Origin of the sequence: Pseudoneobacillus rhizosphaerae (assembly GCF_917563885.1) — a bacterium.
GTDB lineage: Bacteria > Bacillota > Bacilli > Bacillales > Cytobacillaceae > Pseudoneobacillus > Pseudoneobacillus rhizosphaerae.
In genome coordinates, this window is sequence record NZ_CAKJTG010000012.1 from 40589 (window position 1) to 53163 (window position 12575).

At 35.8% G+C, this 12575-nt stretch carries 13 protein-coding genes; 6 read left to right on the forward strand and 7 right to left on the reverse strand.

The genetic code is table 11. The features are described 5' to 3' along the window. Positions 1-116 precede the first annotated feature (116 nt). Both LRP83_RS12160 and LRP83_RS12165 read right to left on the reverse strand, forming a co-directional pair. Entirely contained in the window at positions 117-602 is a 486-nt protein-coding gene (locus LRP83_RS12160) for a nitroreductase family protein (RefSeq protein WP_230496963.1), read from the reverse strand. Then, positions 584-1297, reverse strand: a complete 714-nt coding sequence (locus LRP83_RS12165; protein WP_230496964.1) for a GNAT family N-acetyltransferase — start codon at positions 1295-1297, stop codon at positions 584-586. Before LRP83_RS12165 ends, LRP83_RS12160 begins: the two co-directional genes overlap by 19 nt. A 122-nt stretch (positions 1298-1419) precedes the next feature. On the opposite strand from LRP83_RS12165, the gene LRP83_RS12170 reads away from it, so the two are divergent. Then, positions 1420-1827, forward strand: coding sequence for an SET domain-containing protein (locus LRP83_RS12170; RefSeq protein WP_230496965.1), 408 nt, complete (start codon positions 1420-1422; stop codon positions 1825-1827). 48 nt (positions 1828-1875) lie between these two features. Further along, positions 1876-2697, forward strand: a complete 822-nt coding sequence (locus tag LRP83_RS12175; protein WP_230496966.1) for a hypothetical protein — start codon at positions 1876-1878, stop codon at positions 2695-2697. Between the two features lie 61 nt (positions 2698-2758). Here LRP83_RS12175 and LRP83_RS12180 read toward each other — a convergent pair whose 3' ends face one another. Then, entirely contained in the window at positions 2759-3166 is a 408-nt protein-coding gene (locus LRP83_RS12180) for an NUDIX hydrolase (protein WP_230496967.1), read from the reverse strand. Between the two features lie 150 nt (positions 3167-3316). Next, positions 3317-3625 (reverse strand): hypothetical protein, encoded by a 309-nt coding sequence (locus tag LRP83_RS12185; RefSeq protein WP_230496968.1) that lies wholly within the window; start codon positions 3623-3625, stop codon positions 3317-3319. Between the two features lie 136 nt (positions 3626-3761). Here LRP83_RS12185 and LRP83_RS12190 point away from each other — a divergent pair, with 136 nt between their 5' ends. Continuing rightward, on the forward strand, positions 3762-4181 hold the full coding sequence (locus LRP83_RS12190; protein WP_230496969.1) for a hypothetical protein: 420 nt from the start codon (positions 3762-3764) through the stop codon (positions 4179-4181). Positions 4182-4367: 186 nt separating this feature from the next. Here the strand turns inward: LRP83_RS12190 and LRP83_RS12195 are convergent, their stop codons facing one another. Next, positions 4368-5123, reverse strand: a complete 756-nt coding sequence (locus LRP83_RS12195) for a hypothetical protein (RefSeq protein ID WP_230496970.1) — start codon at positions 5121-5123, stop codon at positions 4368-4370. A gap of 217 nt (positions 5124-5340) precedes the next feature. On the opposite strand from LRP83_RS12195, the gene LRP83_RS12200 reads away from it, so the two are divergent. The 3 genes from LRP83_RS12200 to LRP83_RS12210 all read left to right on the forward strand — a co-directional run bounded on the left by LRP83_RS12200 (position 5341) and on the right by LRP83_RS12210 (position 11076). Next, positions 5341-8415 carry a GNAT family N-acetyltransferase gene (locus tag LRP83_RS12200; RefSeq protein ID WP_230496971.1) on the forward strand — a complete coding sequence of 1025 codons (3075 nt, stop codon included), beginning with the start codon at positions 5341-5343 and terminating at the stop codon, positions 8413-8415. Positions 8416-8473: 58 nt separating this feature from the next. Then, the gene (locus tag LRP83_RS12205) at positions 8474-9334 is read left to right on the forward strand and encodes an amidohydrolase family protein (protein ID WP_230496972.1); all 861 of its coding nucleotides are present in this window, start codon (positions 8474-8476) and stop codon (positions 9332-9334) included. A gap of 149 nt (positions 9335-9483) precedes the next feature. Continuing rightward, complete coding sequence (locus LRP83_RS12210; protein WP_290369544.1) at positions 9484-11076, forward strand: M2 family metallopeptidase; 1593 nt, start codon at positions 9484-9486, stop codon at positions 11074-11076. A 65-nt stretch (positions 11077-11141) separates the two neighbouring features. Here LRP83_RS12210 and LRP83_RS12215 read toward each other — a convergent pair whose 3' ends face one another. Both LRP83_RS12215 and LRP83_RS12220 read right to left on the reverse strand, forming a co-directional pair. After that, the gene (locus tag LRP83_RS12215) at positions 11142-11807 is read right to left on the reverse strand and encodes a DUF2306 domain-containing protein (RefSeq protein ID WP_230496974.1); all 666 of its coding nucleotides are present in this window, start codon (positions 11805-11807) and stop codon (positions 11142-11144) included. A 116-nt stretch (positions 11808-11923) separates the two neighbouring features. After that, positions 11924-12571 (reverse strand): DUF3108 domain-containing protein, encoded by a 648-nt coding sequence (locus LRP83_RS12220; RefSeq protein WP_230496975.1) that lies wholly within the window; start codon positions 12569-12571, stop codon positions 11924-11926. Positions 12572-12575: the final 4 nt, after the last annotated feature.

Genomic DNA, 12575 nt, shown 5'->3' on the forward strand with positions numbered 1-12575 from the left:
TTTCTTTAAATCTAATTCAATCACATAGTCCTAATTTTAACATGAATCTAACAAACTTACATCCTATAAAAAACCAAGAGCCTTACCCATTTGTTGGTAAGACTCTTCATTTAGGACTAATCTAAATGTGTAATTTTGTTATCAATCTTAGTGCGGTTTTTTACTAAAGGTATTTCTTCTGGATAACCTACTCCAAATATCCCAACTACCTCATAATCATCTGCAACATGTAACATTTTCCTAACGGATTGCGCAACACCGATAGATGACCATGAAGTTCCTACTCCATTTGACCAGGCTAAAAGCATAAAGTTCTGGATAAAGCACGATACTGCTACCATGTTTTCATTTTTTTCGATTTCTGTTGATCCATGTTTTGAAAGTATAGCTATCGCAATGGGTGCTTGACCAAAATTTGTCTTATGATTAAGTTTAGCTCTCGTATCTGGCCCTAAAAATAAAACTTCCCACGGCTCGGTCATTCGATGATTTGGAGCCCACGTTGCTACTTGTAACCAAGATTTTAACAAGTCTAAATCAACAGGATCCTGTTTGAATTTTTTTATGATACGACGATTTTCTATTATTTCTTTAATTTCCATCTACTATCCCTCCGATTTATTCCTATTTCATTTAAACAACGAATAAGAAGTTCTTTATCAATGTTATTTACTATGTAATATTTCTCATAATAGATAGTATGAATTATGTTCCTTACCTCTTCCTTATTTAGATAATCCTTTTCCTTTACCTTCATAAAGAGATTGAGGGGTATACTTTTATCATCATTATGTAAGGGAGGTTGAACATATTCCATTTCAAGGTATTGCTTATAGCCATTTTTTCGAAAAAATCCATTTCTCTTTAAACACTCTTCTCTATCTATTACTGTCTCTGCCCAGTTTGGTGATTCGGTTTCCAAAATCATTGCTCTTAACGACGAATTCCCTGCTAAAACTGCATCTTTATTTAATATTTCCTCTATTTTCAATAACGTCTTTGTTCCAATACCATTAGTACGGAATAGTGGATTGGTTGCAATATAAACAACAAACCCTGTGTTTACATCTGCTAAATAATGTCCAGTCGCGAATGATACAAGTGCTTTCCCACTTAATCCAACTAATAATCGGAAGTTATTCGGATAAGCCTTCGTCGCATACTTAAGACTTTGTAAGAAAATATCATGTGGTTCCCTCACTTCAAGTGGAAAGGATTGATCATATAGCTCAAAGACCTGGTCTAAATAAAATAAGTTATCGTTCGAAATTTCTTTCCAGCTGATTTCCACTTCCATCACCTCGTCTATAGAATTTATGCAAATTGTAGCATGATTCGTTGAAAAAGTTGCATTCAACCTAATCTACTGGCAAACTAATAAGAAGTACTTCAAAGAAAAAATACGAGAAGGTGACTAATATGATTGAAATCAAAACTTCAACACTTAGCGATGGAGAGTTTAATAGAGGAGTTTTTGCGAAAAGAGATATAGCTAAAGGGGAATTAATACACGAAGCACCCGTTATTTCATATCCAAATGCTGAGCATGTTCATATAGAAAAAACATTACTTGCTGATTATGCGTTTGAATATGGAATTAACCATACGGCGCTCCTTTTAGGATATGGTATGCTGTTTAACCATTCCTACACGCCAAATGCAACGTATGATATTAATTTCGATAACCACACTTTTGACTTTTATGCTTATAAGGATATTAAAGCTGGTGAAGAGATTCTAATTAACTATAATGGAGATGTCGATGACGAAGAACCATTGTGGTTTAATATGGAAAAAGAGGAATCTAAGAAGGATGAATCGAAATAATTTAGAGTTTATTTTGACTATAAATTGGACAAGAAAGGATGTGGAATCATGGCAGTCCTATTGCCTCATATAGAAGATTCCCATTTAACCACCTATCTTCCCCCTAAAGGTGAATTTGAACGATTTCAGGATCAAGCTCATTACGCTGAAAAAGTAAAAGAATGGGGACTTAGTGCAAAAAAAGAGTTCTGGTACAAGGAAAGAACCCATCAACGTCTCGTTAAAATTGTAGGATATGAAATTTTTGGAGTTAAATCTGAGTACAATACATTAGTGATTGAATTTCAGGACGGGAATCTAACTTGCATACACCCAGCCTATTTGAAGGAAATGCAATCATCCGGTTTTGGTAAAGAGCTCAAAGCGCCAGCTGGGGGCGACGTGGCCAAAGAAGTGGCAGTTGAAAACGCTGATACCACAGGAGCCACAGCAAATATAGAGCTTATTTCTGAGGATACATTCGAGGTTCAAGACATCCCTGCTCCAAAAGAAACAAAAGCAAAAACACCAAAGCCCAAAAAAGAGAAACCAGCAAAACTAGTTCTTCCTGAAGATAAAGTTCATTTTTCAGGAAGTGTCAAACAACTTGCACTTAGCTGGAATCATTTTAATGAAGAAAACGATGAAGTAATTGTGCTCGAAAACGTTAAAATTGAGCAAGATGACCCTGTCGAGATTGGATTAGCATGGTGTGCACATAGTAAAACACTGAAGAAATTTGAACTCTCACCTGGTGATCAGCTCGAATTCGACGGAAAAATCGTGAAAAAAAGTCTTCCTAAGGGTAAGGAAGTTGAGGATGAGGCATTCCTTTTAGAGGTATCTGTTCCTTATAAAATAAATAATCCTTCGAAATTGGTGAAGAAATAAAATAAAAAACTACTCCATCGCTTTGGAGTAGTTTTTTATTTTCGATAATAGCTCAATAAAATTAAAATTCAATTAAGAATGGGTGTAGTTTTTCATCTAAACAATACTCAATTCTTTGTCTGAAATTTTTCCAATTGACCATTTCCAAGGCTTTCTCGATCGGAAAAAAACCTACTTCCAAACTCTCTGGTGAAGTAGTTGGTATACCTCCGACAGGTCTAGCCAAAAACAGAGTGTTACAAATAGACGCACTAACATTTTGAAAAACTCCACAAAATTTAACTACTTCAATCTCTATTCCACTTTCTTCTAATGTTTCCCTGATTGCAGCGTCCTTCAATGACTCCCCTTCTTCGACCTGTCCACCAGGCATTTCCCAACCTCTCCGAGGACCTTTTATTAACAAAATTTCATTTTGATCATTAAGTACGATTGTTGCAGCAGAAACAATATGCTTTGGTGGTGACATTTCAATACCTCACATTCAATTTTAGGATTCATAATTTTTTCGCTACTGTTCTTTCATTCCCTTCTTTCAATAGCGTTTTATTTTGGAATTTCAACATCATTATTATCCTTTTACATAAATTAATTACCATTTTACCGTTAACTAAAATAGCTATTGTTCTAATTTCCTTCCTTTCCTAGGTAACAGCATAAAAAGGAAACTAATTAAATAGATAAGACTCAAGACTCCAAACAAAGCAAAAATCGAAGGTGTACCGATTAAATATAAACTAATTGGAAATGACCATAGAAAAGCAATTAACATTAAGAATTTTCTTGATGTAAATGAAGCAACGATGGCTAAACAAGAAGGAAGAAATAACATAAGGAATGTAATTACCGCAAATTCATAAGTTGGCGTAGAATAAGGATTATAAAAAATTAATACTAACCATAAAGAAATACTGAAGATACCTGCCATTATTCCTAAAAATAGTCCTGTTTTTCTAATTTACAACACCCCATTTATAACTTTTTTAGTTCACAAAAAAACCTCCCAATAAGAGGCAGCTGTTTTTTCTCACCTAACGAGCAAACTAACTACGAGGTGTTGCTAGATGAAGAAAAAAATCATGATAATACTTTTTTCAATCGTTTTTTTATATAGCCCCTCCAATAACGCTCAAGGAATTAAAAATGTAGAGCTTTTTGATATCCAAAAGGATACGGTTACTCAAGTGGTACCTTCAAATACTTTTTTTCAAAAAGCAGCTAAGGATTATCTAAATGGAATTAACGGTATTTTTGTGAAAGTTAAACCAATCCCAAATCAAGGTTACATGATTAAAATACCATTAGAACCTTCCGTTCAAATTAATAATGAATGGATCACTGAATTGGTAGATGAAGTCATCATTATCTTTACCAAAGATGAGACACCTTATTTAATGGTATTTGATGATGAAAATAATCCCCATTTCTTCCACTTTAAAGGTAATACAAATAAATTAGTCAAAACCTTCATTTTAACACACTAAAGCACTGAGGGACTGTCCCTCAGTGCTTTAGTGTGTTAAAATACTTTTAGTTTAAAAAACGTATTCCAGATGGCATAAAAGAAGATGCCTAATCCACCTAAAAATATTCGCAAACAGGCCCTGCTTAATATTTCTTTATTTTGGATATATTTCCTTCTAATTTTAATTACCTTTAGGAAATTCATTCTACATGTCCTCATAAATTCTAATTGCTTCTAGTAAAAATTCCTTCCTAAAACCTGTCATTTTATTAATCCTTTCTACCCATTCCTCTACTTTCCCTAAAGGTGAATCATGAAAAATCCCATCAGTTGTACTTAAAAAACTTTGCCAATTATAAAACTCCCAGTGTGCTATTTCATTTTTATAAGGCTTTCTGACTTCTAAAAGTGGTTTTTCATTTACATGATTTTGGCAGTATTCTGCTGCCTCTAAAAAGATATCCCTATCAATTGGTTCAATTACGTATACTTGCTTAGAAATCTTCCCATTCGGTCGATGATAGATGACTTCAATTTCCTTCTCTACTGGAACAATCTGCACTTCTGCAGCTGGAAAAAAGCCTCTGCACTTTTCATTAGAATAGTCTTCACTTTCAACATCAATTAATATCGGATTCAACCACTGATCTCCCAAATCACATAAATAACGCTGGCCATTTTCATCAAGAGCCATAACCGCTACATGTGCATCTTCTGTTCCAATGTCATGACCGATTGGATACGCCTGAATCCCATCCCGCTGAAATTCATCCAAAAGCCAGAGAGCCAAATCAAAACAATTACCACTAATGCCATATTGCATTCGGTGCTCCCTCATTTGAGAAACAGACCGTTGTCGAAGATTATCCGCTCTATGGTAAAACCAAGCCTTTGTTAAAGTTTCCATTGGAAATTCATCAAACTTACGCCATGTAGTAAGGATTGATTGTGGAGCCTTCATCCTTCCCCCTCCTTTATAAGTTCATATTGATTTTATCCTAACATCAATTTGAAAATATTTCTAATATTCTTTACAAGCCCAACATTTCCATTTACCATAAATAATGGAATGAAAAACATTCCTAATCTAAAAAGGAGGAGATGCACGATGAACACACCAAAAAATCAAATTACTTTTGACAAAAGGAACGAAGTCACGTAGTTGGAGGAGAAAAATAATGACTCATGTAAAAAATGCAATTGAAATCATCCAGTACAATGAAGGCTGGGCAAAAGAAGTTGCTAAAATGTGGAATTTAAGCCGTGACGGCTGGGGTGGCGATACCCGTGTCATGACAGAAGAACAAGTGAAAAAGAAGGAAGCTAATTCCGATAACATTGAGCTTTATTTGGCAATTGATGGTGAAGAGGTAGTGGGGTATTGCGGATTATCTGAATATAAAGAGGATTCAGGTTCTCTCTATATTCCCCTACTAAACGTACGATCGGACTACCATGGGAAAAAGATTGGAAAAATGCTTCTTTTACGTGCACTAGAAAAGACAATAGAACTAGGTTGGCCTCGTCTTGATTTATATACTTGGCCAGGTAATACGAAAGCAGTTCCACTTTACAAGAAATGTGGTTTCTTTTGGGAAGATCGTGATGACACGACACATCTGATGAACTTTATTCCACAGGTACTTAACACGCCTTTATTACGTCAGGTCTTTTCCGAGTTAGATTGGTATAATTCAAGTGATCGTATTATTGAAGTAAAGCCTGATGGCACGAAAGAAAATGGTTTTACTTTCTATGAGTACAGCTGGAAAAATGAAGATAAATTTGCCCGTGTTCAATTCGAACGAACAGGTCGTGGAATTAGTCTGATTGAAACGGATGAATTCATGTTACAACTGAGCTCCAAAGACCATGAATTAATTGAACAAGTTCAACAGACTTTCGAAATTAAATTCATTAATAAAACAGGTAATCCAGTTTCCTTTAAAGCTGCTGGTTCAAGTAATGAACGAGTTCAATATTCAGTAGAAACTGAAATAATGGTCGAAAAGGAAGCAGTCATTTCAGAAAACGTTTTGATCAAACCTGGCGAAGAGCCAAGTGCCTGGAGAACGCATCCTTTCGTAAATATAACAGTTTGGATTGATGGGCAGGAGTGTGAACTAAGACTAGGTGTCTTCCCTGTTCAACCTGCTAAAATTGAAGCATCCTATTCAGGGAATCTATGTTATTTAAATAAGGAAACTGACATTGAATTGGTTGTTAAGAACAATTTAAAGGAAGAAGCAGCGTTTGAAATCCTTTTTCCAACGAGTGACCAGGTTTCCCTATCAAGCAATCATATTTCCGCCCAAATTCCTGCAGGGGCACGAAAAAATATCAAGGTACCTCTCGTAGTTAAAAAGCATGGTTTTTTTCAACCGACACTTCAAATTAAAGCGCAACAACCCGATGGGACTGAGCTACAGTTTGACCAAGAAATCAGCATCGCATTTAAAGGGTTAGGTGAAAAATTCGGTGGCGAATCGAAAGATTATTGGCATATTTATAATGGCTTGCTCCAAGCGAATGTTCGAAAAAGGGATTTGCTCATGACTGTTGCAAAGAATTCTCTTAAAAAGCAGCCACTTGCCTTCTTCCCTCCTAAATTAGGTAAACCATATGCGAACGAATTTACAAAGAAAAAGCCAAACTCTGTATCTTGGGAGACTACCGAAACGTCTATTTTATTAAAAATGGAACTTGAGTCAGGTGAAATGGAAGGATTATTTTTAACTCAAATGGTCCAACTGTTTGGAGATGGAATTGTTCACAAATGGATTGAAATTGAAAACCGAGGATTGAATACTCATAATGATGTTGCGATTAGCATGCCACAATTTCATGAGCTAGGCACGACCTATTTTCCACTTGACGACCAGGTAGTTTATTTTTCCGAAAAAAGAATCATTGAATTTGGTGATTTGAAGCCAAACAGTTTAACTGGAAACTGGTATTTCTCAGAAAACACACCAGAAGCAATCGGAATAGCTTGGTCCGAGAACAGTAAAGGAACACCAGATGGCTGGCAATTTGTAATTGAGGATGAATTGGGTTCTCTTGCTCCGAATGAAAAGAACGAAACGGAAAAGGTTGTTTTGAGCATTGGTGCCTTTACGAAATGGGAAGACTTTAGAGCATTTGCTAATGAAGCTGATATTGTTGAAAAATCAGAAATAAGTTCTGAACACTGTTTTGAGAGTCAAGATTTGATTGTCAATTCAGACTTAAGTTTTTCGCTCAAAACACATCGAAATAGTTATTTAGATGGTCAGTTACATGTTACTTTAAATGACCATGAATTATTAAATGATACGATTTCTGCAGAGGCTGAAACAACAGACTATTCCTTTAAAATCCAATCCAATGTGTATCCTGTCACCATTATCGAAGGAGAATTTAAAGAGAAAAGTATGACAACTCAGTTTAAAGAGCTGATTTTGTCTCCTACAAATGAGACTGTTACAAGTAATACTTCTGTTGTAGATGGTTTTGAAATAATTGAAGTGAGGAACGGATCGATTTCTATTAAAGCTGCTCCTGATTTTTACCCTGGGATCTATTCACTAAACGTGAATGGCAAAGAATGGCTTGACCATTCGTTTCCAAACCTAACCGCTAAGAGCTGGTGGAACCCTTGGGCAGGTGGAATAAAAACAGCACCTACTGGAGCTAATACATTTTCACTCAAAAAGGAAAAACATACAGCTTTCTCAGTAGAGAAATTTGATCAACAAGGAAACAAATGGAGTGGTATTGCCATTCACACGGATATTCATGAGCATCCCCAGTGGAAAGGTGTTCGTTATATCCAATACTACCTTATGCTCCCTGGTATTCCAGTTCTAGCTTCTTATCTTGAAGTGAAAGACAGTGCGGGGAAAAATCTAAAAGAAGAAACATGGTCCACTGATTTCTTTATTGGCGGAGAAGACTTACCGAATTTATCGGTCAACGTTAACGGTGACCAACAGACAAAAAATTATGTTACTGGAATTCAAGAGCATCCTTTTCATTTTGATACCGATAGCTATATAGCTTCAGTAACAAAACCTGAAAAGCTTTATCTTGTTCCAAGCCTATACTCCCAGTATTCGGAAGCCTATACAAATAAGGATGCATTCCAATTGCTTGCTGTTCAATCTGCCATTCCTAATAAGAATGGAACGAAAACAGCTCCATTATTTTTGTTCTTTGACGAACGAGTGCTTTCTGCTACACTACTTAAGAAGCTTAGAAGAATTCAATTTTAATATTTGTGGTGGTGTGAACGATTTGTTCCCCCACCCTTTTTTTAAAAAAGGAGAAAAAATGAAAATTATCGATGCCCATATGCATTTATCCAATATTAAATCGTTTTATGAAACAGCTGAAAAGCTTTCATTTGTAGATTATTCGAACAAAGGGATTGTGAAGGAATATGATGAGGCAAACGTTGTCCTTGGAATTGGAATGGGTGTAACGGAAACAGATAAAATGGGATTTCCAGATTATGAAGCTATCACACCTATGGGTTTAGACCTTGAAGCGGATATTCCAGCAAATATTGTTTTTTGTGCGGGGGTAAATCCTTATGACCTAGGCACAGATGCATTAGCACGTTTGGAAAATGAAATTCAGAAACCAAATGTGGTTGGTATCAAAATCTATCTAGGCTATTACCCTTTTTATGCCTATGATGAAGTTTATGAGCCTGTCTATAGACTTGCAGCAAAATATCAACTGCCAGTCGTATTTCATACAGGTGACACTTATTCAGAGCGTGGTTTCCTGAAGTATTCCCATCCGCTCGCAATTGATGAAGTTGCCGTGAAAAACCGGGATGTCAATTTCATGATGGCTCATTTCGGTGATCCTTGGACAATTACAGGTGCTGAAATCATTTATAAGAATCCAAATGTGTACGCGGACCTATCAGGCTTAATCGTAGGAACAGAAGTGGATCTGAAACAAAAAAGTGAAGGTCGTTTTTTAGACCATTTGCGCCATGCGTTAGTATTTGCTGATTCTTACGATAAACTATTGTTCGGAACCGACTGGCCGCTTATTCCAATCGCTCCTTATATTGAGTTTATAAAAAAACTCATCCCAGAGGAATTTCATGAGCAAGTATTTTACAGTACAGCATTAAAGGTTTTTCCAAAAATCAAGCCATTTTTGAGTAGAGAATAACGGTTATAACTTCTGCAGGAAAACCGCAGAAGTTGTTTTTTACTAGCCTATTTAATTTCATATAACAAAAGAAGGTTTAAGCATATTTTTATCGAATTCTTAATAGTGTAATTATTGTGGAACTTTAACATAGAAAGGTAGCGATACATATGGAAACACTGCAATCATTTTTACAAGATTTTAATATCAAAATGCAATCATTATATAAGGATGCAACTCAAGCCAGCTGGATGGCACAAACAACTGGAGATCCTGAGTGGGCGGCTAAATTAAGTGATGCTGCAACCAAATTTAATTTGTTATTCTCTTCAAAGGATACATACGAAAAAACAAAGCAATTTCTAACTACTGAAAACTTATCGGAGATCGAAAAACGTCAGCTTCAACTACTTCTAAGTGAAATGGAAGGCAACCAACTTCCTGAAGAAGTGATTGCTGACTTATCAAAGCGCTCTTCAGAACTAAACTTATTATTTAACACATACTCGCCTGAAGTAGATGGCAAGAAGTATTCTGCCAATGAAATTCGCGACATTTTAATTAATAGTTTTGACCAAGAATTACGCAAAAAAGTTTGGTTTGCAAGTAAGGAAGTTGGAAAAGTCGTAGAAAAAGACCTGCTTGAGCTTGTGAAAAAGCGCAATGAAGCAGCACAACTTCTTGGTTATGATAACCATCATCAAATGGGCTTTGCCCTTCAAGAACTGGACCGTGATGAAGTATTCGCTATTTTCAACGAACTCATTGCTCAATCAGATGAATCCTACCGCTCGATGAAGAAAGAACTAGATGAGCGTTTAGCAACTAAATTTGGCATCAATACAGAAGACATTCGCCCTTGGCATTATGTCGACCCATTTTTCCAAGAGGCTCCACCATCTGATTCCACCAATTTAGATCCTTTTTACAAAGGGAAGGATATTGTTCAAATCACAACCGATACATTTAACTCATTAGGGATTGAAATTGATGATTTGTATGCAAAAAGTGATTTGTTCCCAAGAGAAAAGAAAAACCCAACGGCCTTCTGCTCGGATATTGACCGCGAAGGCGATGTTCGTGTCCTGTGTAACTTACAGGAAGATGCTTATTGGATGGAAACGAACCTACATGAATTTGGCCATGCGGCTTATTTCAAGTATGTAGATTCAGCCCTTCCATTCGGATTACGTACAGTAAGTCATACGTTAACAACTGAAGCAATCGCGATGTTATTTGGAAAAATGGGCAAAGACCCACGCTGGTTAAAGCGCTTCTTACAAGTAGATGAAGCAACCGTAAATGAACTTGCTCCTGAATTAGCAAAGTACCAACAGTTACAAATGCTGGTTTCAGCTAGATGGATTATTACTTTTGTATTTTTCGAAAAAGAGTTATACGAAAATCCTGATCAAGACTTAAATGCATTATGGTGGAAAACCGTGAATGAAGTGCAGCTCGTCACTCCTCCTGACTCAACAGATAATCCAGATTGGGCTGCTAAAATTCACTTTACACTTGCCCCTGTTTATTATCAAAACTATTTACTAGGAGAATTAATGGCGGCACAGCTTCTTCGTTACATTGAAACGAATATTTCTCCTGAATTTTTCACTAAAGAAACTGGAGAATTGCTCATTAATCAATTCTTCAAACCAGCTGCACTCTATGACTGGAATGAAAAAATTAGCCGTGTAACAGGTGAAAAATTGAACCCTGCTCATTTTGTTGATGTTTATTGCAAAACTGAGGTAAAAAGTTAACCAAGTAAAAATAGATAGCTAAGACCAATGGTCTTAGCTATCATTTTTATAGTGGCCGACATTGTCTATTGCGAGATTATAGAAGGTCTGCTTGACTTAATCTTGCTAGATTTTCGCTTCAACCAAAACTCCATAACTACTAGATTCCCAATCAAACTAACCCAAATAGCTACTGTATAACCGAGTTGAAAATTATCAAATGAATAGCCTATAACTGCTGACCAGAATCGAAAGGTTATAGCAACGAATGTTACTGCATAGCTACGGTACATCCAATTTTCATGTAGTTTGAATTGCTTATTTCGTACATGTCTATATGCCAAATAAGTAGTATATAGCCAAGCTATCGATAATGTAAAAAAGCCTATCTTTGAAATGATGCCTCCAAATGCATAAAAGGATAAATAAACACCAGTAATCCCACTTATAAGAATAGTAGTGATATAGATTTTCCCAAGATTTCGATGTAAGTTCTTCCTTTTAATACGAATCTTCTTAAAGAATTGAAACGGACCTATTACGATAGCAAGTGAAGCTGTTACAATATGAAACAATAAAACGATATTCCAAGGTTGATAGTGAAAATCATATAATTCCATTCCTTGTTCAATTAGTGTCTTATTTGTGCTAGCAGGATCCAATAATAAATAACGAATAATAGCAGAAATGGCTAACCCAAATGCTAAAAAAATAACAAGTCCAAGTCCAATCCGTTTACTAACAAGCTTCAATAATATCCCCCCAAAGTATAACTATTAATCCATATTATTACATAACAGGAAATTCTTTAAAAGGTTTATTCAAAAAAAAAAGGGCCCGCTACTAGCAGACCCTACTCAAAACGTTCCTATCGAACAAACTCAAAAAACACCCCATCACCAATCTTAACAGATTGCTTCAGCAATTCCTTTAAATCCTTACTCACCCAATAAGTTTGCAAACTCTCACCAATATATACTGACACACACCAAGCATCGACTTCCCGCGCACCATCAAATATTTTTTCTAAACCTAATACCTCGATACGGACGATGACTGTATCGTTAACCATATGGTTAAAAGCCTTTATCTCATTTTTATAACCATTTTCCAAAGGCAAAAGTCTAAGTATCAATTCAATCGAAAATAAATCAAATACTCCATCCTCTAAAACATGTTTGTTTGTATTTTCGATACCTTCTTCTTCAAAAGCTACTTCTACCTCATTTGAATGATAATCTAGATAAACATTTCTTTGACCATGGTCAGTGCAGGCAAGTGGTTCAAAGGTTGGTAAATGAAGCGTTACATTCACCGTTCTATTTGGCTTATTTGGATTTAAAAATATCAACCTTTGTTTTCTATACAGCAGATCTTTACCTTTATCTACAACCACTTCTTCAGAAGTAGAACCAATAACGGTTTGAATGCCATTTTCAATCCAAACCACCTTTTTCAGATCAGAACACTCACTAAATGAATTCCAAGCAATAGAACCTTCACCCGTTTTTATCATTCAT

Bases quoted from the DNA above. Each gene is read 5' to 3' on its own strand.
- LRP83_RS12190 (WP_230496969.1), top strand. From the start codon at position 3,762: ATGAAGAAAAAAATCATGATAATACTTTTTTCAATCGTTTTTTTATAT.
- LRP83_RS12210 (WP_290369544.1), top strand. From the start codon at position 9,484: ATGGAAACACTGCAATCATTTTTACAAGATTTTAATATCAAAATGCAA.
- LRP83_RS12170 (WP_230496965.1), top strand. From the start codon at position 1,420: ATGATTGAAATCAAAACTTCAACACTTAGCGATGGAGAGTTTAATAGA.
- LRP83_RS12165 (WP_230496964.1), bottom strand. From the start codon at position 1,297: ATGGAAGTGGAAATCAGCTGGAAAGAAATTTCGAACGATAACTTATTT.
- LRP83_RS12160 (WP_230496963.1), bottom strand. From the start codon at position 602: ATGGAAATTAAAGAAATAATAGAAAATCGTCGTATCATAAAAAAATTC.
- LRP83_RS12200 (WP_230496971.1), top strand. From the start codon at position 5,341: ATGACTCATGTAAAAAATGCAATTGAAATCATCCAGTACAATGAAGGC.
- LRP83_RS12175 (WP_230496966.1), top strand. From the start codon at position 1,876: ATGGCAGTCCTATTGCCTCATATAGAAGATTCCCATTTAACCACCTAT.
- LRP83_RS12180 (WP_230496967.1), bottom strand. From the start codon at position 3,166: ATGTCACCACCAAAGCATATTGTTTCTGCTGCAACAATCGTACTTAAT.
- LRP83_RS12195 (WP_230496970.1), bottom strand. From the start codon at position 5,123: ATGAAGGCTCCACAATCAATCCTTACTACATGGCGTAAGTTTGATGAA.
- LRP83_RS12220 (WP_230496975.1), bottom strand. From the start codon at position 12,571: ATGATAAAAACGGGTGAAGGTTCTATTGCTTGGAATTCATTTAGTGAG.
- LRP83_RS12185 (WP_230496968.1), bottom strand. From the start codon at position 3,625: ATGGCAGGTATCTTCAGTATTTCTTTATGGTTAGTATTAATTTTTTAT.
- LRP83_RS12205 (WP_230496972.1), top strand. From the start codon at position 8,474: ATGAAAATTATCGATGCCCATATGCATTTATCCAATATTAAATCGTTT.